General features: G+C 36.9%; 17 protein-coding genes. 6 read left to right on the forward strand and 11 right to left on the reverse strand.

Features of this window, described 5'->3' with window-relative positions:
* Nucleotides 1–68: 68 nt before the first annotated feature.
* The gene (locus tag ACFIK3_RS04045; protein WP_273790405.1) at nt 69–917 is read right to left on the reverse strand and encodes a S49 family peptidase; all 849 of its coding nucleotides are present in this window, start codon (nt 915–917) and stop codon (nt 69–71) included.
* 191 nt (nt 918–1,108) lie between these two features.
* Nucleotides 1,109–1,897 (reverse strand): tRNA1(Val) (adenine(37)-N6)-methyltransferase, encoded by a 789-nt coding sequence (locus ACFIK3_RS04050; RefSeq protein ID WP_375676294.1) that lies wholly within the window; start codon nt 1,895–1,897, stop codon nt 1,109–1,111.
* Nucleotides 1,898–2,076: 179 nt separating this feature from the next.
* On the opposite strand from ACFIK3_RS04050, the gene ACFIK3_RS04055 reads away from it, so the two are divergent.
* The 4 genes from ACFIK3_RS04055 (at nt 2,077) to glyS (ending at nt 8,199) form a co-directional block, all read left to right on the forward strand.
* Complete coding sequence (locus ACFIK3_RS04055; RefSeq protein WP_375631020.1) at nt 2,077–3,153, forward strand: polyprenyl synthetase family protein; 1,077 nt, start codon at nt 2,077–2,079, stop codon at nt 3,151–3,153.
* Between the two features lie 95 nt (nt 3,154–3,248).
* The gene (locus ACFIK3_RS04060) at nt 3,249–4,943 is read left to right on the forward strand and encodes a tetratricopeptide repeat protein (RefSeq protein WP_273790402.1); all 1,695 of its coding nucleotides are present in this window, start codon (nt 3,249–3,251) and stop codon (nt 4,941–4,943) included.
* A gap of 92 nt (nt 4,944–5,035) precedes the next feature.
* Nucleotides 5,036–5,977, forward strand: a complete 942-nt coding sequence (locus ACFIK3_RS04065) for a glycine--tRNA ligase subunit alpha (RefSeq protein WP_375631019.1) — start codon at nt 5,036–5,038, stop codon at nt 5,975–5,977.
* The gene (gene glyS, locus ACFIK3_RS04070) at nt 5,977–8,199 is read left to right on the forward strand and encodes a glycine--tRNA ligase subunit beta (RefSeq protein ID WP_273790400.1); all 2,223 of its coding nucleotides are present in this window, start codon (nt 5,977–5,979) and stop codon (nt 8,197–8,199) included. The genes ACFIK3_RS04065 and glyS overlap by 1 nt, the downstream gene beginning before the upstream one ends.
* Before the next feature lie 123 nt (nt 8,200–8,322).
* Here the strand turns inward: glyS and ACFIK3_RS04075 are convergent, their stop codons facing one another.
* The 8 genes from ACFIK3_RS04075 to ACFIK3_RS04110 form a co-directional block, all read right to left on the reverse strand.
* Nucleotides 8,323–8,817: a F0F1 ATP synthase subunit B gene (locus tag ACFIK3_RS04075; RefSeq protein WP_273790399.1), complete on the reverse strand. Its 495-nt coding sequence runs from the start codon at nt 8,815–8,817 to the stop codon at nt 8,323–8,325.
* An 11-nt stretch (nt 8,818–8,828) separates the two neighbouring features.
* Nucleotides 8,829–9,395: a F0F1 ATP synthase subunit B gene (locus ACFIK3_RS04080; RefSeq protein ID WP_273790398.1), complete on the reverse strand. Its 567-nt coding sequence runs from the start codon at nt 9,393–9,395 to the stop codon at nt 8,829–8,831.
* Between the two features lie 142 nt (nt 9,396–9,537).
* Nucleotides 9,538–9,768, reverse strand: coding sequence for a F0F1 ATP synthase subunit C (locus ACFIK3_RS04085; protein ID WP_005773968.1), 231 nt, complete (start codon nt 9,766–9,768; stop codon nt 9,538–9,540).
* A 55-nt stretch (nt 9,769–9,823) separates the two neighbouring features.
* Complete coding sequence (locus ACFIK3_RS04090) at nt 9,824–10,582, reverse strand: F0F1 ATP synthase subunit A (RefSeq protein WP_273790444.1); 759 nt, start codon at nt 10,580–10,582, stop codon at nt 9,824–9,826.
* Between the two features lie 7 nt (nt 10,583–10,589).
* Nucleotides 10,590–11,021 (reverse strand): AtpZ/AtpI family protein, encoded by a 432-nt coding sequence (locus ACFIK3_RS04095; protein WP_273790397.1) that lies wholly within the window; start codon nt 11,019–11,021, stop codon nt 10,590–10,592.
* A 1,038-nt stretch (nt 11,022–12,059) separates the two neighbouring features.
* Nucleotides 12,060–13,484, reverse strand: coding sequence for a ribosome biogenesis GTPase Der (gene der / locus ACFIK3_RS04100; RefSeq protein ID WP_273790396.1), 1,425 nt, complete (start codon nt 13,482–13,484; stop codon nt 12,060–12,062).
* A 4-nt stretch (nt 13,485–13,488) separates the two neighbouring features.
* Entirely contained in the window at nt 13,489–14,160 is a 672-nt protein-coding gene (locus ACFIK3_RS04105) for a tetratricopeptide repeat protein (RefSeq protein ID WP_273790395.1), read from the reverse strand.
* 571 nt (nt 14,161–14,731) lie between these two features.
* Nucleotides 14,732–16,504 (reverse strand): SLC13 family permease, encoded by a 1,773-nt coding sequence (locus ACFIK3_RS04110; protein ID WP_375660708.1) that lies wholly within the window; start codon nt 16,502–16,504, stop codon nt 14,732–14,734.
* A gap of 352 nt (nt 16,505–16,856) precedes the next feature.
* Here ACFIK3_RS04110 and ACFIK3_RS04115 point away from each other — a divergent pair, with 352 nt between their 5' ends.
* Together ACFIK3_RS04115 and nhaA are read left to right on the forward strand one after the other, a co-directional pair.
* Entirely contained in the window at nt 16,857–18,563 is a 1,707-nt protein-coding gene (locus ACFIK3_RS04115) for a hypothetical protein (protein ID WP_375676295.1), read from the forward strand.
* A 146-nt stretch (nt 18,564–18,709) separates the two neighbouring features.
* Entirely contained in the window at nt 18,710–20,068 is a 1,359-nt protein-coding gene (gene nhaA, locus ACFIK3_RS04120; RefSeq protein WP_273790392.1) for a Na+/H+ antiporter NhaA, read from the forward strand.
* Nucleotides 20,069–21,915: 1,847 nt separating this feature from the next.
* On the opposite strand, the gene ACFIK3_RS04125 is transcribed toward nhaA, so the two are convergent.
* A complete protein-coding gene (locus ACFIK3_RS04125; RefSeq protein ID WP_375631013.1) occupies nt 21,916–23,172 on the reverse strand; it encodes an aspartate kinase in 1,257 nt (418 codons plus the stop codon).
* Nucleotides 23,173–23,340: the final 168 nt, after the last annotated feature.

Raw genomic sequence — 23,340 nt, forward strand, 5'->3', positions numbered from 1 at the left:
TTCAAGCCTTTTTTCTTCTAGCATCTGTTTTTAGATAAAAATCTCTCTGGCTTGAATGATCCTTTCCATCACAAACCATAACGCTGCCAAAGTGCTCGCTCTTCTGCTGCCATCAATGCACTATCAATGACTGTATAAACCGTATGTGCCGTCACTCCTGAAGGCGTTTTAGGTCCTAAAAAACTTTTTGGAGGCGTAATAAGTCGAAGTTTTGCATCATTACCAAAGCGCTCTTTAATAACAGAACGTACATCATTCAATCCATCAACAAGACCAAGCTCAACGCTTTGTTTTCCACTCCAAAACATTCCTGTAAAGAGATTCGAATCATCTGATAATTTTTCAGCACGCCGTTCTTTAACCAAATCGATAAAAGTTTGATGCACTTCAAGTTGGAGAGATTTCAAATGCTCAATATCCGCCTTTTTTTCTGGCTGAAATGGATCTAATGTAACTTTGTTCTTTCCTGCTGTGTAGACACGCCGTTCGATACCAATTTTTTTCAAAAGTTCCGGAAAACCAAAGGAAGCTGAAACCACTCCAATGGAACCAACAATTGAAGAAGGATCTGCAAAAATTTCATCCCCCGCACAAGCAATCATATAACCACCGGATGCTGCAATATCTTCAATAAACACAAGAACCTTTTTATTTTTTTCTTCTGCCAAATCACGAATACGCTTGAAGATAAAACGCGACTGTACAGGTGAACCACCAGGAGAATTAATAATAAGTGCAACAGCCGGTGACTTTTTGTGTCCGAAAGCCTTCTCTAAAAGATTTGCACACCTACTGAGGGAAAGAGTACGAGATATAGACGCTGATGAATCCATAATTGCTCCTTGAAGGCGCACCACAGGAATTTCAAGTTTATCGGAAGAAAAACGGCGTGGAATAAAACTTTTAATAAAATCCATCAAAACAAAATCTCCTTATAAATTAAGAACAATTAAATAGGAAAGGACAACAAAAAGGAAGAACGCGATAATATCCAAAAGCGCCAATCAATCCCCACATTACAAGCAGAAATATAACTTCACCCAAAGTCAAACCTCCCTAATAACAAAGTTTGGACTCTAAATAATAAACTAAAAAACACAAGATACTATTAGAAAAGTTCCCACAAGCTTATATATCCATTATTAATTGCATCAACCCGTGGTGAAAAAGTATGGTCATTACCTTCATGTATAACCAATGCCGGCAAAACAGATAAGGCTGCTCTGCTTCCTCGTTTTGCGTAAAATAAAAGACGAATTGCTGCTGTTTTCGCACGTGCATGCACAGGAATTATACAAATACCACCAAAACGTCCTTCTAAAGCACGCAAGATATCTTTCAGCGATTGTGGACGCGCAATGAGCCCTAAGTATCCACCTGGCTTAACAATGGCTGCTGCACTCCGCAACCAGTTATCAAACATCGCTTCAGACATAACATGTGCTTCAGATTTTTGTTTATCAGGTGTCTTACGATCGGTGGGATTATTAAAAGGTGGATTCATAATCGCAAAATCAAAGCTATTATCTATCAAACCTGCTCTTATACGGGCATTCCCTTTGAAGGTAACATCTGCTTCTAGCAAACAAATTCGGCTAGCAAATTGTTTATTTTGTTTTAGCATAAGCGTTTTTTGAGCGTAAGATACCATAAAAGCTGAACGTTCAACTAAGGTAACATGAACTTTCAGACAACGCGAAGCAACAGCCAACCCTGCAGCTCCAGCACCTGCCCCTAAATCAACAACCTTGCCCTTTAAATCACTTGGAACCAAACTAGCTAATAACATCGCATCCATTCCAGAACGATGACCATATTTATGGGGTTGAACCAAATAAAATTTTCCGCGGTGAAAACTGTCAATTGTTTCACCAATTTGATTCGCTGCTTTATTCATTTAAAAGCCTAATGTTCATCTTTATAAACTGCATTTTTGCCATTCAGCTGCTATTTTAAATTTTTTATTATTTCATAACAATAAGATTACACTCGCTAAAGAACATTTCTTGCCAATAACATTCCAAGCTAACACTTTTAAACGACATCAAAAGCTTGAGTCAAAACCAAACCCCCTTTATGCTAATGAATAAAGTAATTTTTATATATGTCCATTGCAATACTCTAGGAGTAAACACATTGAGTGCAGCTATCAAACTAAAACAAATAAGAAATAATCAAATTTCTCTTCAATCTCTTGTCAATCTTACTCAAAAAGATATGGATTGCGTAAATCAATTTATTCTCTCTATGGCAAAATCAGAGGTTGAGATGATCCCTGAAATTTCTAACCATCTTATTTCATCAGGTGGAAAGCGATTACGCCCAATGATTACGCTCGCTTCTGCTCATATGTTCGGTTATCAAAGTGACGGGCATATAAAACTCGCAACAGCTGTTGAATTTATGCATACAGCAACATTACTACACGATGATGTGATTGACGAAAGTAATTTACGACGTGGAAAATCTACAGCACGGATGATTTGGGGGAATCAAGCAAGTGTACTTGTTGGTGATTTCCTATTGGGCCAGGCCTTTAAAATGATGGTCGATGTCGGTTCCATAGAAGCGCTCTCTGTCCTAGCCAACGCTGCTGCAATTATTGCTGAAGGAGAAGTTATGCAACTTTCTGCCGCAAAAAATATAAAAACCAGCCCTTCAGAATATCTCAAAATCATCAATGCAAAAACAGCAGCACTTTTTTCAGCAGCCGCTGAAGTAGGACCCATTATTGCTGGCTATGGAAATAAAGAGCGTTCTTCATTACGTGAATATGGAACATCCTTAGGTTTAGCTTTCCAATTAATTGATGATGCACTTGACTATAGCGGTAGTGCTCAAAACTTAGGAAAAAATATAGGGGATGATTTTAGAGAAGGAAAAATCACAATGCCTGTTATTCTCGCATATGAGCGTGGGAATATGGTAGAAAAAGATTTCTGGAAAAAAGCGCTTGAAGATGGCAATAATAATGATGAATCCTTTGCACACGCGCAACACTTAATGGAAAAGTATGATAGTATCACAGATACAATAGAACAAGCACGCATCTATGGAAAATATGCAATTGATGCTCTTGTTCCCATGAATGAAAATCTTGCTTACAATGCTCTCGTTGAGACTGTTGAATTTTGTATTTCACGCGTAAACTGAATTCTTTGCAAGAATCGCAGTATTTCTCAACAAAGTAATGAGATATGATTTATAAACAACACCATCAATTGATTATCTTGAAAAGGATTAGCTCCATGTGCTCTGCAACGGTATCTCGACTTTTTGCCCTTTTTATCGTGGGTATCATGCTGATGCCATCCCCCACCTACAGTAAAATAAGTGCAGCAACTCATACAAGCTCATTTACAGGTGCTTATTTAGCTGGAAGGGTTGCAAATCATGAAAATAAAACAGAACTTGCTATCAATTATTTTAAACAAGCACTGGTTTATCAACCTGATAACATTGAAACACAAAAAGAGCTCCTTGAAGCTATGCTCTCAGTCGGAAACTTTAAAGAAGCTGTCCAACAAGCCCAAAAACTCAAAGAGAACGATGTTATAACTCCCTTTGTTTCCTTAACTTTGTCAGTAGAAAGTCTCATCAAAAAAGACTATAAGAATGCCAAGACTCTTCTCCAATTAAAAGAACTTCCTACGTCCAATAATCCAATACCTGAACTCATCGGCGCTTGGATTACATTTGGATCTGGACAAAAATCTCAAGCAATCGCTGATCTTAAGAAACTCAAAGGTCCTGTCTGGTATGACCTTTTTATATCTTATCATCTAGCACTTATGAGCGACCTTGCAGAACGGCCAAAGGATGCAAAAAAATATTTCATTAAAGCACTGAGTAACAAACAGGGAACTCTTATCGCTCCTAATACTTATGAGCGTATTATCATAGCCTATGCCTCATTCCAATTGCGCCATAGTATGCGCAACCAAGCTCTTCAAACAATCCAGCATGGCGAACAAATGTTGTCAGGTCGCGAAGTCCTTAAAAACTTTCGAGAAAAAATTGAAAAAAATGCTTTCTTAGAGAGAGTTATTAAAACACCTCAACAAGGAGCAGCCGAGGTATTATATAATTTTGGAACAGCCCTCAACTACAAAAACTCAGGGCGAATTGCACGTATTTTTAAGCAATTATCTTTCGCGTTATACCCTCAAAATGACGCAACACTGTTTCAGCTCGCACACATTTCTGCTAAATTGAACGATCCACATCAAGCAATTAAACTTTATCGCGCTTTATCCCCTAAATCTCCTTATTATAAAGATGGACAACTTCATCTTGCATTCCTTCTTGCTAATAACAACAATTACAAAGAAGCAATAAAATTACTCACATTGTTAAATAAAAAATTTCCCAATGATCGTAATATTTTGATAACGCTCGTTGCTTTTTATATGCAGGACAATAAATTTCTTGAGGCCATTAAAACTCTAGACTACGCTATTACAAAGATAAAAAACTTTCAGCAGGACGATTGGAAACTCTTTTATCAGCGTGGTATTGCTTTTGAACGTTTAAAGCAATGGCCAAAAGCAGAAATTGACTTGCGAAAATCACTTGAATTTTTCCCAAACCAACCGCAAGTTCTTAATTATTTAGCCTATTCCCTTGTGGAACGTGGTGAGAAGCTTGAAGAATCGCTCCGTATGCTGCAAAAAGCTTCTGCTTTGCAAGCTCACAACAGTCATATTCTCGATTCTTTAGGATGGGCTTATTATAAACTAAAAGAATATAATAAAGCAGTGCAAATATTAGAAAATGCTGTCAGATTACAACCTGAGGACCCAACACTGAATGATCATTTAGGGGATGCTTATTGGAAAGTTGGACGTAAACGTGAAGCAATCTTTCAATGGAACCACGCAATTGACGGAAAACCAGAAAATTCTGAACAAATTCAAGAAAAGTTGAAATTTGGTTTGCAATAAATGATGCTTAACCATAAACCACATGAAATAATAAATAGAGAAACTAAAATTACTTTGGTTTTTTGTTTAGTCCAATATAAAGAGTATAAAGCGTGAAACTGCCTGAACATCTTAACCCCAAACGTTCTTTTCAGGGACTAATCTTAACTTTGCAAAATTATTGGGCACACTATGGATGTGCAATTTTGCAACCTTACGATATGGAAGTCGGAGCTGGGACTTTTCATCCAGCAACAACATTACGCTCTCTAGGTCCACGCCCTTGGAAAGTTGCTTATGTCCAACCCTCTCGACGTCCAACAGATGGCCGATATGGTAAGAATCCAAATCGTTTACAACACTATTATCAATTCCAAGTGCTTCTCAAACCCTCTCCGCTCAATCTACAAGAACTTTATATAAAGTCGCTACAAGCTATCGGGCTTGATACAAAACTGCATGATATTCGCTTTGTTGAAGATGATTGGGAAAGTCCCACTCTTGGTGCTTGGGGGCTCGGATGGGAATGCTGGTGCGATGGAATGGAAGTCTCTCAGTTTACTTATTTTCAACAAGTGTGCGGCATTGAATGCGCTCCAGTTTCAGGGGAACTCACATACGGTCTTGAGCGTCTAGCGATGTATATCCAAGGGGTTGATAACGTCTATGACCTTAACTTTAATGGTTTGGAGGGAGACAACAAAATAAGTTATAGAGATATTTTTTTACAGGCAGAACAGGAATACTCATATTATAATTTTGAATTTGCTGATACAAAACTGCTCCATCAGCACTTTATCGATGCAGAACGCGAATGCAGCGCACTTCTTGATGCTGGAAAACCAAATAAAGAAAATGTATTCCATCGCTGTGTTTTTCCTGCCTATGATCAATGTATTAAAGCGAGCCATATCTTTAACCTTTTGCAAGCACGTGGCGTTATTTCTGTAACCGAACGACAAAATTACATTCTTCGCGTTCGTAATCTCGCGCGCCGTTGTGGGGAAGCCTTCTTACTCACAGAAGCTGGACAAATATACACTGGAGAAGCCTAATGTCTGATCTTCTTCTTGAACTTTTCAGTGAAGAAATCCCCGCACGTATGCAACGAAAAGCTGCTGCTGATCTTAAAAAATCTGTTACAGATCAACTTGTGAATGCTGGATTGATCTATGAAGCTGCTCGTGAATATTGGACACCTCGTCGGCTAACATTGGACATACGCGGACTTTCCACACGCTCAAAAGATATCCATGAAGAACGCAAAGGTCCCAGTATAAAATCACCACAGCATGTAATTGATGGTTTTCTACGTGCAACAGGATTAAACGATATTTCTGAAGCGCATATTGGACATGATGATAAAAAAGGTCATTTTTATATTGCTAAAATTGTTAAAAAAGGTCGAGCAGCAGAAGAAATTATTGCCGATATTTTACCGGATATTATCCGCAACTTTCCGTGGCCGAAATCTATGCGTTGGGGAAAAGATTCAGCACAAAGTGGTACTTTGAAGTGGATTCGACCTTTACAAAACATTCTTTGTATTTTCGGACCAGAAATTGGTGAAACACATGTTATTCCATTTACAATTGGTTCTCTTAAAAGCAATAATTTAACTTATGGTCATCGTTTCTTAAGTGATGGAAAGCCATTTCAAGTGCGCCGCTTTGATGATTATGTTACTCAACTTGAAACCCATAAAGTCATTCTGGATGCCGAGAGACGAAAGAATATTATTTTAGCTGATGCCCAAAATCTCTGCTTTGCAAACGGTTTAGAACTGGTTCAAGATAATCCTCTCCTAGAAGAAGTTGCTGGTCTTGTTGAATGGCCTGTTATCCTGATGGGTGATTTTGAAAAATCATTCCTTGATATTCCTCCAGAAATTATTCGCTTGACCATTCGAGCCAATCAAAAATGTTTTGTCACCCGTAAACAAGGAGAAAACGTAAAACTTTCTCATCATTTTATTCTCGTTTCTAATATTCTTGCAAATGATGAAGGCAAAGAAATTTCGAAAGGAAATAGTAAGGTTGTCCGTGCCCGTCTTTCCGATGCACTTCATTTTTGGCAAACTGATCAGCGTGATTTGCCTGATCTTCAACAATTGGAATCTTCTATAAAAAAATTTGAACTTGATATAAAAAAACCTCTCGATCAAAGAATGGCGCGACTTGATCATTTGAATGTAACTTTTCATGCTAAATTGGGTACGCAAGGTGCAAGGGTAGAACGCATTGCTACACTCGCACAAGAAATTGCCCCTTTGATACAAACAGATCCTCTTTTAGCAAAACGTGCAGCCATCCTTGCAAAAGCTGATTTGCAAACAGAAATTGTCGGAGAATTTCCTGAACTACAAGGTGTTATGGGGAAAAAATACGCCCTTCTTCAAGGGGAAAATCCTCGCGTAGCTGTAGCAATCGAAGACCATTATAAACCTCAAGGTCCAACAGATCGTCTTCCACAAGAACCACTTGCTATAACCGTTATGCTCGCCGACAAAATTGACATGCTCGTTGGCTTTTGGCTCATTAATGAAAAACCAACCGGCTCAAAAGATCCCTATGCGTTAAGACGAGCAGCATTGGGAATTATTAGGCTTGTACTTTCGCGAGATTGGAAAATCAATCTTATGCCACTGTTTCAGTTAGCAACGAATCTTTTCTTACAACAAAAAAACAAACATGAAATCTCTCAAAGAGAAAATTCACAATTGCAGAATCTGCTTCCAGAAAAAACAGAATATATTTTATCAGATCTGTTATTCTTTTTTCATGACCGTTTGAAAATCTATCTAAAAGAGGAAGGCGCTCGTTACGATGCCCTTGAAGCCGTTTTAAATAAAGATTCTGATGATTTTTTATTGGTTGCACGTCGTGTCGAATCGCTTATCGCTTTTATCAATACCCATGATGGAATGAACTTTGTAGCCTCTGTAAAACGTACTGCCAATATTCTTGAAAATGAATTTCAAAAAAGCACAACAATAGCGAATGAAATTAATCCTGAGCTCTTTATCGAGAAAGAAGAAAAGCAGCTCTATCATGCAATCTGTGAAGTAGAAAGAAAGGTTCTTGCTCCCATCAATGCAACAAATTTATCATTTGCACTCAGTGTGCTAGCGCCACTTGGAAAATTGATTGATATATTTTTTGAAAACGTATTGGTGAATGATAAAAAACCTGATGTTCGTGCTAACCGTCTTGCTCTTCTCAAACGCACTCACATTGTTACACAATCGGTTGCAGACTTCTCAAAACTTGTCATTTGAAATCAAAGAGCCTATTAACTGGTAAAAACAATGAAGATAAATTTTTCTTTTTTATGACTTTTATTAATTAATACTGAGAAAATTATGCAACCAAAGAGAGTGTTCTTTATCTCTCAAATATCATTAATTAAGATATGTTTTCATTTTGATAAACGATTCTTTCTCAAGAGACTCTTTAATAAGTTCATCTGCCTTGTTAGAATCTATTTCCCTTGCAATAAGGGTACGTGCTGTAGAAATTGCCAAATCAATAGCCGATGAAGAAACCATGCGTATTGCATCCGCTTCTGCTTGAGCGATTTTTTGTTCTGCCAATTTATTACGGTTCTTTACATATTCTTCTGCTTTTGCACGGGCCTCAGCAATAATAGATTCAACTTCATGCTTTGCTGCTGCAACAATTTCTTGCGCATCTTTTTCTGCTTCTGCATGTTTGCGTTGATATTCAGCTAATATTTCCTGTGCCTCTTCACGAAGACGCAGAGCCTCATCCAGTTCATCTTTGATACGCTTTGCACGCGCATCAAGATGGTGTATAACCCTTTGTGGAATTTGGAAATAGACTAAAAGAGCCAAAAAAAGAACTAACCCAACAAATGCCCAAAAAGTATCAGTCATCTTTGTCTTCCTCAATAATCCGCAGTTTTAACAACTGAACGAACAGCCTCTTTGCTAATATCAACGTCAATCAATTTTTTCACAATTTCAAGAGCTACTTCTTCAGCGATAGAACCAACATTTTGCATCGCTTTATCCCGAATTTTTGCTATCTGTTTTTCAGCATCTGCGAGTTTTTTCTCTAAACTCTCTTCAATTTCTTTCCGTTCAAGCTCTGCCTTTTCTTTTAATTCTTCACTAGCTACCTGCGCTATAGCCTGCGCATTCAAACGCGCTTCTGCTAATTTCCGCTCATAAGTTTCAACGACAATGTCTGCTTCCTGCTTCATGCGCATTGCCTGATCTAAATCAGATGCGATTCGATCTCGCCGTGTTTCAATAACACCACCAATACGTGGTACAATTACACGAGAGATAAAAAGATAAAAAAGACCGAAAGAAATTGCCAACCAGAAAAAATGCGAACCAAAATGCACAAAATCAAAAGGCGGAAACACACGATTTGCATGCTCTGCCACCTTTTTAATATGTTCTATCGACGTTTCAGTGTTCTGTGCATAAGCGCTTGAAACAAACATCTTCTTTCATCCTTTAAATAGCTTATTAAAGCCCTCTATAACCGATGATAACTGACTGACATCTCTCTGGCATCTCTCTGGTTAAGAGCTAAAAGGGTAAATCTTTCCTCATGCAAGAACAGATATACCCTTTTGATGATGATCAAACCCCAAAAAGAAGTAATAAAGCAATGAGCAATGAAAAAATTCCCAAAGCTTCTGTTACAGCAAAACCAAAGACGAGACGTCCAAACTGACTATCTGCTGCTGATGGATTTCGTAATGCACCAGAAAGATAGCTACCAAAAATATTACCAAGTCCTAAAGCTGTTCCAGCCATACCAAAGCAAGCAAGACCAGCGCCAATATATTTTGCTGCAAGCACCATTTCCATGTTATTCTCCTTTAAAGCGAAATTGCATTATTCGACGGAATAACCGCCAGTTTTATTAATGTCCTGGATGAATTGCATCATTAAGATACATACAAGTTAAAACCGTAAAGACGTAAGCCTGAAGGAATGCGACCAAAAACTCAAGTGCAGTAATTGCTACAGTCATAATAAGCGGTAAAACCGAACCACCCACACCTACGAGTCCTACCCCAATCATTGAAACAACAAACCCAGAAAACACTTTAAGCGTAATATGACCAGCAAGCATATTCGCAAAAAGACGAAGAGAAAGACTAATTGGACGGGAGAGAAAAGAAATAACCTCAATCATTGTCACCAGAGGCAAAACCACAACAGGAACTCCACTGGGAACGAACAGTTTCAAAAAACTGACCCCATGCTTATAAAAGCCATAACCAATCACCGTCAAAATCACCACCATTGCTAACGAAAACGTGATCATGATTTGAGATGTAACCGTATAAAAATAAGGAAAGAGACCAATAAAGTTAGCAACTAAAATAAAAGTAAACAGAGAAAAAACTAAAGGAAAAAACTGCATCCCCTGCACACCAGATGATTCCCGCAGAGTCGATGCTACAAATTCATATGCCATTTCCGAAAGAGACTGCATCCGCGTTGGAACCAATCCACGACTCGATGACGAAATGAAGAGAAAAATAGAAGTTACAACAACCGTAAGGACTGTAAACAATGATACATTTGTAAACGATAAATCCATATTTCCTATGGAAATCTTAATCAGCCTTGAAACCTCAAACTGATGAATAGGATCTGGAGCGTGCGTTGTCACTTCAACCTCATTTATCGGACCTCTCATTGGCCCCTTTATCTTGTTTTTGGCGCAATGCGCCTTTTTTTCCTAATTGACTGGAGGAAACATACCCCACAGACCGAAGAATACTCAATACACCAGCAGCAAACCCAAAGAAGAGAAAAAATACTAATCCCCAAGGCCATGAACCTGCTAACTTATCAAACCCCAACCCCAAAACAATACCAACTATAACACTTGCCAGAAACTCACTGGAAAGCTTAATTGCGCCTGCCATCCTTCCTTGTGATTTTTCCCGCTTATTCTTATGCTCCCGCTTCTTTAATGCTTGCTTGCGCACTAAAGCCACGCTTAAATTCCTACTACGACATTCCAAATCCTCTGAATGAAGACACTCTCCTTGCTTTTTCTCTTCAGCCTCCTTACGGCTCATAACGGGTTTCTCGCCCATCGCCATCATTGGCTCCTTAATTAAAAAGCAACGTAAGAATACATTTCATAAAACCGTGTGCATCATATTGTTCCCAAATTTATTCGTCAAGATACTAAAAGAAATCTATCACAAGTTATCGTATAAATTTTATTGCAGAAATAACGTATTTTTCAATTTACATGCTTTCTTAAAAAGATATTCTGAGCACCTAAACCGATTTCACGACAGCACCCGTGAATGTATAACAAAAGTTCCCGTGAATAATATAAAACTCATAGAACAACCATTTTTACGCTTAACGAAAGGTGTCAACTGATACCATCTTATTTTCCGGCTCCCAATGTTATATCAATCCTAGTTTTGAAAGAGAACATAGAAAGCTAAAAAACAGTATGAGAGCGTTAGTTTACACCTTTTATTCAAATAAACTTGCACTTTTTATTTTATGAAAATAATAATCAATGGTTTCTATATGATCCTATTCGCAAAGTATTTTACATATGCCATTACAGGCCCCATCACGAAATGAGCTTGAGGGTATTAAGAGAAGTTCCTTTAAATACAAGATATTAATAAATCTAAAATTTCAAATAGATTAAGCCAATAGAACACAATAAAATTTAAATACGATTACCATACCACTTTATACAATTTTAATCCACTTTTATGAACTTCACTCTTTACAATTGAATATCGGTAGATTTAGCAAGTATTTTTGCTTTTTATTCAGACAAACTATCGTAAGCAAAAGCGCTTATTCATAATCTTTATTTTTATGAAACGATAATCTAATACTGCTTTTCACACAAGCATCATAATTATATTCCCCTACCCTCATATTGCATCTATTCTTGCACTTAAATAACCCATTAAGAGGATTATGTACTCTTTCTTAAATACTCCCTATCACACTCTTCTCATGACATGCAAATAAATGATCATCAATAAAATTAAAACTTTAGCAAATAAAATTTTAATTTTATGAAAAGAAAGATCATTGAAAAAACTTACTTTTAAGATTCTTAAGTATAGATTTCATTCACTCAAAAAATTAAAGAGTTATCATTTCTTCTTGGAACGTGTCGCAAAAGGATTATCAGAGGCTCGTAATGATATGCGAACGGGTATACCAGACATATCAAATGTTTCACGTAACCCATTGACAAGATAACGCAAATACGACTGTGGCATACTTTTGGGACGCGAGCAAGAAATCATAAATCCAGGAGGACGTGTCTTAACCTGTGTGATGTATTTAACCTTAAGTCGACGTCCAGAAACCGCAGGAGGTGGATGATGTGCCACAACAGTTCCAAGCCATTGGTTCAATTTAGCCGTCGAAATGCGACGATTCCATACACGGTGCATCATCATGACATTTTCCATCAGTTTATCAATCCCTTGACCATATTGTCCTGATAAAGGAACGGCTCTCAAACCACGAACTTGAGGAAGAAATCGAGCACATTTTTCATGCAAATCAATCAATGTAGTCTGACTGTTTTCAATAAGGTCCCACTTATTGAAAGCAATAACTGGAACACGCCCTTCACGAATCACAAGATCAGCAATTTGTAAATCCTGCTTTTCAAAAGGTATCGTTGCATCAAAAACAATGACCACCACTTCTGCAAAACGAATAGCACGCAAAGTATCTGCAACAGATAGTTTTTCTAATTTTTCTTGAATTCTCGATTTTCGACGTAAACCTGCAGTATCAAAAAGTTTAATATGACGACCACGCCATTCCCAATCTACAGAAATAGAATCACGCGTGAGTCCTGCTTCTGGTCCTGTTAACAATCGCTCTTGTTTCAACATACTATTAATAAGAGTGGATTTTCCTGTATTGGGACGCCCCGCAATCGCAATCCTAATGGGCTTACTTTCATCGTAAATAAGCTCCTCTTCTTCCAAATCCTTTACATCATCACCAACAGATGCAGGCTGTATCATCCTATTTTCTTCTTTGTTGTTGCCAAAAGCATGCTCTGACCCAACAGCATCTATAATTGCATCACGCAGATCACTAAGTCCCAAACCATGTTCAGCCGATATTGGGCACGGCTCTCCCAAACCTAATGACCACGCCTCATACTCTCCTCCTGTTGCCGCTCTTGACTCAGACTTATTGGCAACAAGCACAATTGGCTTTCCTGATTTGCGAACCAATGAAGAAAAATTTAAATCACTTGGTGTTATTCCGCTCTTTGCATCAAATACAAATAAAATAAGATCCGCTTCATCAATTGCAACTTTTGTATGAGAACGCATACGCCCCTCGAGTGTATGATCACCTGCTTCTTCCAGCCCAGCCGTATCAATCACATCAAAACGTAGATCTTGAAGTTTTGCCGCATGAATACGCCGATCACGTGTTACACCAGGCTTATCATCAACCAAAGCCAATTTTTGCCCAACCAAACGATTAAATAGTGTCGACTTCCCAACATTGGGACGACCAATGATAGCAATGGTAAGGCTCATCGATTTATTCCTTATTTGCCTTGCCCTCAGCTTGTATAAGCTCAAGCATCATTCGAGCCCGATCTGTTATTTTTGAACCCAAAGCACCTTCTTCAGAATTTTTTTTAAAATAATAAACCGCCTCATCCATTTTATCCGCCTTATAGGCAGCTAAGCCTAAAGCTTCTCTTGCAGACATACGCATAGGATCGGTATCACTTGCCATATCTTTGATGCGCTTTTCAACATCAGCTAATGTCCCTGTATCAACCAGAATATAAGCCGCCCGAATTTTTGCAACTTTCTGCAAAATCTGCGGTGCTTTCTCATCCGCTGCAATAGAATCAAAGATCTCCACTGACTTAATAATATCACCTTTCTCCATGAGTAAAGAAGCCTCACGTAAACGAGCAAGAAAAGGATACCCCCCAAAATGAGAGGTTTTAACAGTTTCTAATTGCTTTATCGCTTTATCAAAATCACGTGTATTCGCAAGATCAAGACTCTTTACAAATGCATCACCAATATAACCAGCTTTCTTTATTTGCGTATGATGATAAACTTGATAAGCAACTATCATGAATATAAAAAGAATAACTGCTCCAATAATTGAAAAACCATACCGTCTCCAAAAAGCAAGCGCCTTTTCCTGACGAAATTCTGCATTCACTTCAGCAATAAAACTATCATACGACATATATCATACCTTGAAAAAAGTTACTTTATCTGTGCTTTTACGCATAAATGGATAAAGATGGTAGCCCTAATTAACTAAAAATCTTTAAATTGCTCGTTTATTTATTTTAAATCAACATGTAGCCAATTCAATCGGATTTTTGCAACAGTCTTAATCGAAAATGATATAAGCACCCTGTTTGTACATATTACAGCTTTTACATATATTGAGTCTTATGAAAAATTCACTGCCTTAATATTTATCATGATTGCCTATCATCTCAAGCAGATTTTCTCCCCATTATATAGCGAGATAATCTTTTAAAGTCTTCAACCGCAATCGTTGGTTGTATTGGATTATAGAATTATAATAGAAAAACCACTTCTTGAAAAAAGGTAAATTTCCATGAAAGTCCCTTAAAACCCAATAAATAAATTTTTATTTGTATCAAAAATACCGAAGCGCCATGATTAAAGTGTGGTATAATTCCAAATCTTCAGTTAAAGCTCTTTATATAAAGTGTATCCCTTCAACTTATCTTCATACGATTAACAACCTTTTGTAATTGATCCTTAAAGTTTCTAAAAATATCCTATTGTAAGGGCCAAACCCACATAAGCATTGGAACAGCAATAATAACGATCAACACCGCCAATGGAGCACCCAAACGTGGATAATCACTAAAACGATATCCTCCTGGCGCCATCACGAGCATATTACTTTGATGTCCAATAGGTGTAAGAAACTCACATCCCGCACCAATTGCAACAGCCATCAAAAAAGCTTCAGGCTTATAATGAAGGGAATGAGCAAAACTTGACGCAATTGGTGCTACCATCATCACTGTTGCTGCATTATTCAAAAATGGCGTAACCAACATAGCTGTCACCAACATAAGCGCTAAAGCACCAGATGGCGGGAAAAATATTGCCAATTGGCTCAGCCATTGACCAATGAGATCCGTACATCCTGTTTTCTCTAACGCTTCACTCACTGGAATAAGAGCCGCTAATAGTACGAGTATTGGACCATCTAATGCCTGATACAGATCACGCGCGGGCAAAACACGAAAGATCACCATTGCAGCAGCAGCAGAAAAGAAAGAAAAAGCAACTGGAACAATATGAAAAGCTGTAAAAATAATTGCTATAAATAAAACAGCTAAAGAGATGAAACCATGTCGTAAATTTCCAAACACAATATTTCGTTTTGCTAGGGGCAAGCATTTCAATTCTCTTAATAAATTGGGAATAATTGCATCCTGTCCTTGCAAAACAATCACATCTCCAAGATGGAAAATAATATCATCAAGTCTTCCCCGCACCCTTTCATGTTGACGACTTAACGCAAGTAAATTTACATTATAGCGATCAAATAGGGAAAACTCTTTCGCACTAATACCAATAAGAGGTGAATTATGGGTAATGACTGCTTCAATAATATCAATGTCACTGTCCTTATCACCTGCAGCAATAGTTCGCCCCTTAGAAAACTCTAAACGAGCAGAGTTCATCACGCTATCTAACCCTGTATGTGACCCTTCCAGCAAAATAATATCATTTTCAGACAAAACAAAATCTGGTAATGGTGAAATAGATACTTTGTTTCTGATAATTTGAATTACCATCACATCACCACTTGATGGCTTAACCAAATCAACAATATTTTTCCCCACAATCGGTGAATTTATTGGAATATGCACTTCTGCAACATAATTACGGATATCAATGGCATCATCAAATGATACACCTGAACGCACACGCACAGGCAAAAGCCAATAAAAACAGACCAAATATACAACACCAGCCGTCGCAATAACCGCACCAACTGGTGTAAAATCAAACATAGTAAAAGGTGTTCCTGCTAAACGTTCTTGCATCGCTGAAATAACAACATTAGGAGATGTTCCTATCTGTGTCATAAGCCCTCCCAACAAAGAACCAAAGGCCATGGGCATCAAAAAGACAGAAGGAGAAACCTGAGAACGACGTGCAAACTGAAAAGCTATCGGAAGCATAATCGCCAAAGCACCAATGTTTTTAACAAACATTGATAATACGACAACAGAAAGAACCAAAAAAGCTAATTGAAGACGCACCGATTTCACATCTGGCCATATCCGTTGAATAATAAATTCCATTATACCAGAGCGAGATACAGCAGTACTGACAACAAACACACTCCCCACGATAATAACGATATCATTACTAAAACCGCTAAACGCTTCCTTCGGGCTAACAAGACCAAGGGCACAAGCTATTAATAATGTACAAATAGCAACAAGATCATAACGAAATCGATCCCAAATAAAAACAACCATCATGAGACCAATGATCGAAAAGGCCATTATTTGATTTTCTGTCATAACACTCACTTCTCCCCATTAAATTAATGAACAAAAACATATCTTTTATGTTTTAAATATTCCTATAAACAGCAGCAAGATAAAAGCAGACATCGGAATATTTTAGGATAATTTTAAAGTGATAAAAAATTATGATGCGCATAAACTCACCTCTCCTTATTATGCGTGCTTTTCTATAAAGTGCTGAACCCAAAGAAAATTGATAAAAGTTGATAAAGCTATATTGCAAAAAAGATGAGAATAACTCTAATATAGAGCGTAGATAATTGTTGAAACTGGTACACGCTATATTTAAACCTTTGTCGTTGCTTAAAAGAATTTATCTTCACTCTCAATTCACAGAGTGATAAAAATGAAAGAAGAAAGAATGGTCAATCTTAATAGTGGGTATCAAAGTAACCTCAGATATTGGCTCACTTGCATTATTGGATTTGTTGCTATCTTGGCAATTATAATTGTTGGTGGATTTTATATCGCAAAACCCTATCTTGACAGTTTTGTAAGACAAGAAATAGCCCGTCGTGCCATAAAAGCCGAAACATCTGAAGTAAGCATTCTAGGTAAAGTCAACTTGAAGAATGTGACATTACCCGTTCCAGCTGGTACATCACTTAAAATTGGTGCCATTTCTGCCCGTCCTCCTCTTTCCTTTATTCCCGGAACTTTTACATTTTATAATGTTGATTTAAAGCATAATAATATTCATGTGCAAATTCCCCAAATTTCTCTTCGGAGTGTATCCCTAAAAGAAAAAGATAGAACGATAACATCACGTCTTTTACAATCAATGATGCGTATTGAGCTTTCCTCAATTATTGCTCCCAATATACAACTTTCTATAGAAAATAAAAATAACCAAACAGAAACGGTTGAGATCAAGAATTTCCAGCTTTCTGATTTTAGAAATAACCATATCCGTTCAGTTAGTATCAAAAATATGGATCTTAAAACGGTCGTAGCAAATGGTGCCAAACAGATGCAACTTATGGCTAAAAGTGATACAATAAAAGCCCATGATATCGACATCAACTATGCCTATTCTATCATTTTTGGAAAAAACAATGCTCTCAATCAAGGTAAAACCGTTACTGGCCCCATTTCTCTGAATAATATAAGTGTTGATATTTTTGAAGAAGCAGAAAAAAATAGCTCTTTCTTCCTTGGGCAGTTTAAAACATCTGGTTTAAAGATGAAACCGCTTGAACAAACTCCTGAAAAATTAATCAAAGCTTATCTTAATGCAAGAAAAGAGAATAATAAAATCGCTGAAAAAGTTGCACAAAATGGTCTTCTTCTAAACATACTGCTCGCCATTACCTCAGCGGATGCCAAAGTTGATAATATCACCGTTGATATACCGCAGTTGAAAGCAACGCTCGAATCATTCCAATTCAAACCAAGTTTGTGGAAACAACCTATCCCTAAAAAGCTTTTTCTTTCTCTCAACAACCTTTCCATTCTACCTAAAAAAATGAATGAAAAAGACTTAGAGTTTTTTAAAAATCTGAACTTTGAGCGCTTTAATGTTTCAGGAAAAGTTGATATTTCTTACGATGAAAAAAAACGTATGCTCTTTCTTGATACAATGTCTTTCAATATGAAAGACGTTGGATCTGGAGATATATCGGCTAAGGTTATTGATGTTGATGAAAAGCTTTTTTCTGGTCAGAAAAATATAATGATTGCTGCGTCTCAAGATCTTGGCATCAATGAAATTGATATACAATATACTGATGCAGGTTTCATTGATAAGCTTTTTTCTTATCTTGCGCAAAATCTTAATGACAGCCAACATGATCTTAAAAAGGAACTTTATGACGATTTCTATCTAATGATGACGCAGACCCCAAAAATTCTGCTAAAAAATCATGACGAAGCAGAAAAAATTTCAAAATCCTTAGGAGAATTTGCTAAAAATCCACAAACATTGATCGTGAAAATTAAAGCAAAAGATAATAAAGGTCTCGCAATAGTTGATCTCGAATCTGCTCTACAAAATGATCTATCCAAGGCTTTAAGCAAAGTACATCTTACTATTAAAAATGAATCATCGCCTTAAACATTTTGTGCTTTAAACATGATGATCTTGTCTATAAATTAAGAACTTTATTCCTCTTTTTTCTTTTATATGATACAGAAGGTATCATACAGAGTTATTTATACAGAGAATATAGAATCTAAAATTGTCGATGCTTGGAGTTGTTCATGTCTGGTTTATCTTCAAATCGCCTGCCTAATCGCGCTTCTCGTGTCACCAATCAAGCGCTTTCTGCTATCGAGCGTTTTCTCCATATTGAAGCTCTTAGTGGTGTTGTTCTTTTATTAGCTGCTGCTTCTGCACTTATTTTTGCCAATTCTAAATATGCTGCTTTCTATGAATCTTTTTGGCATACACCTCTTGGCTTTAATTTGGGTCATTTCACTCTTTCATGGGATTTACATTTCTGGGTTAATGATGCCCTTATGACTATTTTCTTTCTCGTCGCAGGAATGGAAATTCGACGAGAAATTCATGAAGGTGCTCTTGCCGATTTTAAACAAGCAATCTTACCAATTGTTGCTGCAATAGGGGGCGTTTGTGTTCCTGCAATTATTTACTTTATCTTCAATTTTAACGAGGGACATATGCGCGGTTGGGCTGTGCCAACAGCAACAGATATTGCCTTTGCTCTAGGTATTCTTGCTCTTCTAGGAAAAAAAATTCCTTCTAATCTTCATATTATTCTTCTATCATTAGCGATTATTGACGATATTATCGCTGTTCTTATTATTGCTTTTTTCTACTCAACAAACATTGATCCTAGCGGTTTAATGATTGCAGGAGCGGGTATTGCTTTGGTACTATTTTTTCAGTGGATCGGGCTTGCATCAGCATGGCTTTACATTTTACCTGGTGCAATCATTTGGTGGGGTTTAATGGCAACAGGCGTTCACCCATCGCTTGCTGGCGTAATCTTAGGGATGATGACTCCCGTTCTTCCTACCCGTACTCTTGTAGCGCCACTCACCATGCTCAGTAACGCTATGCAAATTCTTCAAGAAAAAAATACAAAAACAGATCTGCATCATATTTCAACAGCATTAAAAAAGATGCGCAAAGGACAACGGGCCATGATTGCCCCAGTAACTCGTGTTCAAAAAGCATTGCATCCATGGGTTGCATACGTTATCATGCCGGTTTTTGCCTTCGCAAATGCAGGAGTAAGTTTTGCAAACTTTGATCTTTCTTCTGACAAATCATTCTTGATTGTTCTGGGTGTTGTCATTGGTCTTTTCATCGGTAAGCCTCTTGGTATTATCACTGCCAGTTATATAGCTGTAAAATCAGGACTATGCCGCCTACCCCCTCATATGACCTGGACAGGTGTTTTACTCATTGGTTTTTTAGCAGGAATTGGCTTTACAATGTCTATCTTTGTTTCAATGCTCGCTTTTAAAGATATTATTCTGCTTGATGCGGCAAAAATTGGGGTCCTTTGTGGCTCTGGTTTATCTGCCCTTATCGGTTTGGGATATGGATTTATTTATATTAAGCGCAATAAAGGAATTTCTCATAGTTCCTAACAAACTAACTGAAAATACATTTTTATGCAGAAATTCTAAAAAGCAATTTTGCCCATTTGTTCGATTCGGACGATATTTAATGTAAAATCCGTTGTCTCGCCTCATCTTTACACTTATGAAGGAGAAAACTAACGTCATCATACTATTTACTAGCCTCTAATGTTGCAACAACCTTTGACACTCGAGAGGAATTATAAGAGATATTTTTATTCCTTTCTTCAATAATCTTTTACTCATGTACCAGCTCCACTCATGATATACACAGAAATGGTTTTAATTGTTTCAATAAAGGCTTCGTGGTTTCAGAAAAGCTGTTTTTTATTGGGACTATGATTCACTATAAAGAAGAATTTAATTATTATAAATCAATATATTATGTTTAATAATAAGAAAAAGATAAGAATAAGCAAAGTTCAATAATCAGTTAAGTAATTCCATGGCTTATTTTTCCCAATAAACCACCCTCCTCGTTATTGATTTTATTGCCGGTATTCTAAACAACTTTAATTTTTATCTTCTTAAAAGCACATTATTTTTGGATAAAAATATTCCCGTTTTTTATCATCGACACATCACTTGTCTCACTCCATGAAAGAATTAAACTTGAAGCATGCTTCCATAGGAAGCACTCTAGTTTAAGTAATTAACTCGCGGGAAAAAAGAAAACCCTAGTCATTTAGACTATTCTAAAACATATGATTGGTGGAAAAATAGAGCATGTATATCGTTGTTCTCCCCTTTTCGCGCTCTTATTTGATATTTATTTTCTTTTTGTTTAAAGAGCTCGCTCTATATTTCTTGATACCATAAAATACTCTTCACAGATAATTTAAAAAGCAATATTTCCGAGACTTTCGAATTTATACAACGCCACATAAAATACAAAAAGAGTAAAATAATATGGCTATATTTCTCACAAGAAGAGTTTTGCTTACAAAGACCACCATTTGCAAAATATGTAAACACGATAAAGAAACTAGCACGATATACTGAAAAAACGGAAGAATGTATTTCATGCGTGGTTGGCAGTATGACACAGAAAATACTTATAATAGAGTAGTTAAGGGAAGAAAGTTAACCTAAAGAACATATGGAGGTATCAAAAACTTTGAAAATCTTAATTATAATTCCAAAAAGAGAAATAGACATGAAAAAAATTTAATTAATAAAAGCAACACACTTGTAACATTATCATTAATTTTGATCTATAGTTACATAATTTTATGAAAAGTACTTCTGAAGAAGCTATAAACGCATAAGATATAGTAATTTTATAACGTATAGCGTAAATATAAATATTGTCTATAGAGATAGATTTTTTTATTGCCTCATAATATGGAAAAAATTAACTTTTCAAGATACACATAAAGTCATAAACAATCATTTGAAGATAAACTAAACATCTATAGAAAATACATCATCAATTTTACTTTTGGTAATTCCATCACTAATCTAATGAGCTCTAATTTCTCTAAGATTTATAATATTAAATCTGTATTGACGGGGCTGTCCCTCATGCAACATGCATCTTTTGAATAAACACTGCGCACTGCTCCTTATTCCATTAAGGCTTATCGTAAAGACTTCTCCATCCCTCTCTATAGGCTCTAAAACGTTTATAGACGGCATATTTTTTATCCCTTCTTAAACAGTTTTTTACCCAAACATCTTTCTCTTGTAATGTATAAGTGACCATTTTTAAATTCATCATGAACAAGTTTAAAATGAGAGAGTTTTGCTGTATTAAATATTCTATTTAAGTTAAAAATATAAATTGTTCTTAACAAAAATTATTAACATATATTAAAGCTTTATGTTATTGAAACTTTGTTGAAACTAAAAAATACTTATCCCTTATCAAGAGCATAAACAGCATGTAATGTTCTAACCGCAAGTTCAGTGTAAGCACTATCAATCAAAATAGAAATTTTAATTTCTGAAGTCGTAATTGCTTGAATGTTAATACCCTTTTCAGCCAAAGCCTTAAATGCTGTAGCGGCAACACCTGCATGGCTACGCATTCCAATACCAATCACAGATACCTTGGCGAGATCGCCTTCAAATTGGAGAACATCAAATCCAATTTCTTTGCGATTCTTCTCAAGAAGTGTAACGGCTTTTTCTACATCTGATGATGGTACAGTAAAAGTCATATCAGTTTTTGAGCCATCTTCAGAAATATTTTGCACAATCATATCAACATTAATGCGTTCTTCAGCCAAGGGACCAAAAATTGCTGCCGAAATCCCTGGACGATCGGCAAGCCGACGAAGGGAAATTTGTGCTTCATCTTTGGCAAAAGCAATACCAGTAACATTTTGTTGTTCCACAATTTCATCCTCATCGCAAATAAGTGTTCCAGAAGAACTCATTGAATCCTCCATGCCTAACGCATCAGGATCCTCAAAACTTGAACGCACAAAGGTACGAACCTTATGAACCATTGCTAATTCAACAGAACGAACCTGTAAAACCTTTGCACCAAGAGAAGCCATTTCTAGCATTTCTTCAAAAGCTACTTTTGGTAAACGACGCGCTTTCGGTTCTATACGTGGATCCGTTGTATAAACACCATCCACATCCGTATAAATATCACAGCGATCAGCTTGTACAGCAGCGGCTATAGCAACAGCACTTGTATCTGATCCCCCACGCCCTAAGGTAGAAATCCGGTTATCCGGAGCTAACCCCTGAAAACCAGCAATAACGGCAACCTGACCTTCCTGAAAACACTCGATTAAAAAAGATCCATCAATATTAGTAATACGTGCACGGCCATGCGCATTGTCTGTATGAATAGGAATTTGCCAACCAAGCCATGAACGTGCATTCACCCCCATTTCTTGAAGTGTCAAAGCCAACAATCCTGAAGTAACCTGTTCACCAGAAGCAACCACAACATCATATTCACGAGCATCTCTATGCATGGAGGAAGCATCACTCGTCCACTGAACAAGTTCATTTGTTTTACCAGCCATCGCAGATACGACAACGGCAACCTCATTGCCTGCATCAACCTCTCTTTTGACATGCCGTGCAACATTATGAATACATTCAATGTTTGCTACAGATGTTCCACCAAATTTCATGACAATGCGCGCCATTAATAACACTCTTACCTTTACATCTCTTATCTCAAACAGTAATGAGAATTAGATGCTGTATCAACTAACCATTTTCTCGACATAGCGAATATCTATCATTTGTGCAAGTTTCATTATGATTATATTAATTTCTCTTGACTTTGTATAAAATCTACTTGACCTGATCAT

Origin of the sequence: Bartonella sp. CB10SXKL (genome assembly GCF_042195515.1) — a bacterium.
Lineage (GTDB): Bacteria > Pseudomonadota > Alphaproteobacteria > Rhizobiales > Rhizobiaceae > Bartonella.

Bases quoted from the DNA above. Each gene is read 5' to 3' on its own strand.
- ACFIK3_RS04110 (WP_375660708.1), bottom strand. From the start codon at position 16,504: ATGACAGAAAATCAAATAATGGCCTTTTCGATCATTGGTCTCATGATG.
- ACFIK3_RS04055 (WP_375631020.1), top strand. From the start codon at position 2,077: ATGCTAATGAATAAAGTAATTTTTATATATGTCCATTGCAATACTCTA.
- ACFIK3_RS04115 (WP_375676295.1), top strand. From the start codon at position 16,857: ATGAAAGAAGAAAGAATGGTCAATCTTAATAGTGGGTATCAAAGTAAC.
- der (WP_273790396.1), bottom strand. From the start codon at position 13,484: ATGAGCCTTACCATTGCTATCATTGGTCGTCCCAATGTTGGGAAGTCG.
- ACFIK3_RS04095 (WP_273790397.1), bottom strand. From the start codon at position 11,021: ATGGCGATGGGCGAGAAACCCGTTATGAGCCGTAAGGAGGCTGAAGAG.
- ACFIK3_RS04075 (WP_273790399.1), bottom strand. From the start codon at position 8,817: ATGACTGATACTTTTTGGGCATTTGTTGGGTTAGTTCTTTTTTTGGCT.
- ACFIK3_RS04050 (WP_375676294.1), bottom strand. From the start codon at position 1,897: ATGAATAAAGCAGCGAATCAAATTGGTGAAACAATTGACAGTTTTCAC.
- glyS (WP_273790400.1), top strand. From the start codon at position 5,977: ATGTCTGATCTTCTTCTTGAACTTTTCAGTGAAGAAATCCCCGCACGT.
- ACFIK3_RS04125 (WP_375631013.1), bottom strand. From the start codon at position 23,172: ATGGCGCGCATTGTCATGAAATTTGGTGGAACATCTGTAGCAAACATT.
- ACFIK3_RS04060 (WP_273790402.1), top strand. From the start codon at position 3,249: ATGTGCTCTGCAACGGTATCTCGACTTTTTGCCCTTTTTATCGTGGGT.
- nhaA (WP_273790392.1), top strand. From the start codon at position 18,710: ATGTCTGGTTTATCTTCAAATCGCCTGCCTAATCGCGCTTCTCGTGTC.
- ACFIK3_RS04085 (WP_005773968.1), bottom strand. From the start codon at position 9,768: ATGGAAATGGTGCTTGCAGCAAAATATATTGGCGCTGGTCTTGCTTGC.
- ACFIK3_RS04080 (WP_273790398.1), bottom strand. From the start codon at position 9,395: ATGTTTGTTTCAAGCGCTTATGCACAGAACACTGAAACGTCGATAGAA.
- ACFIK3_RS04045 (WP_273790405.1), bottom strand. From the start codon at position 917: ATGGATTTTATTAAAAGTTTTATTCCACGCCGTTTTTCTTCCGATAAA.
- ACFIK3_RS04105 (WP_273790395.1), bottom strand. From the start codon at position 14,160: ATGTCGTATGATAGTTTTATTGCTGAAGTGAATGCAGAATTTCGTCAG.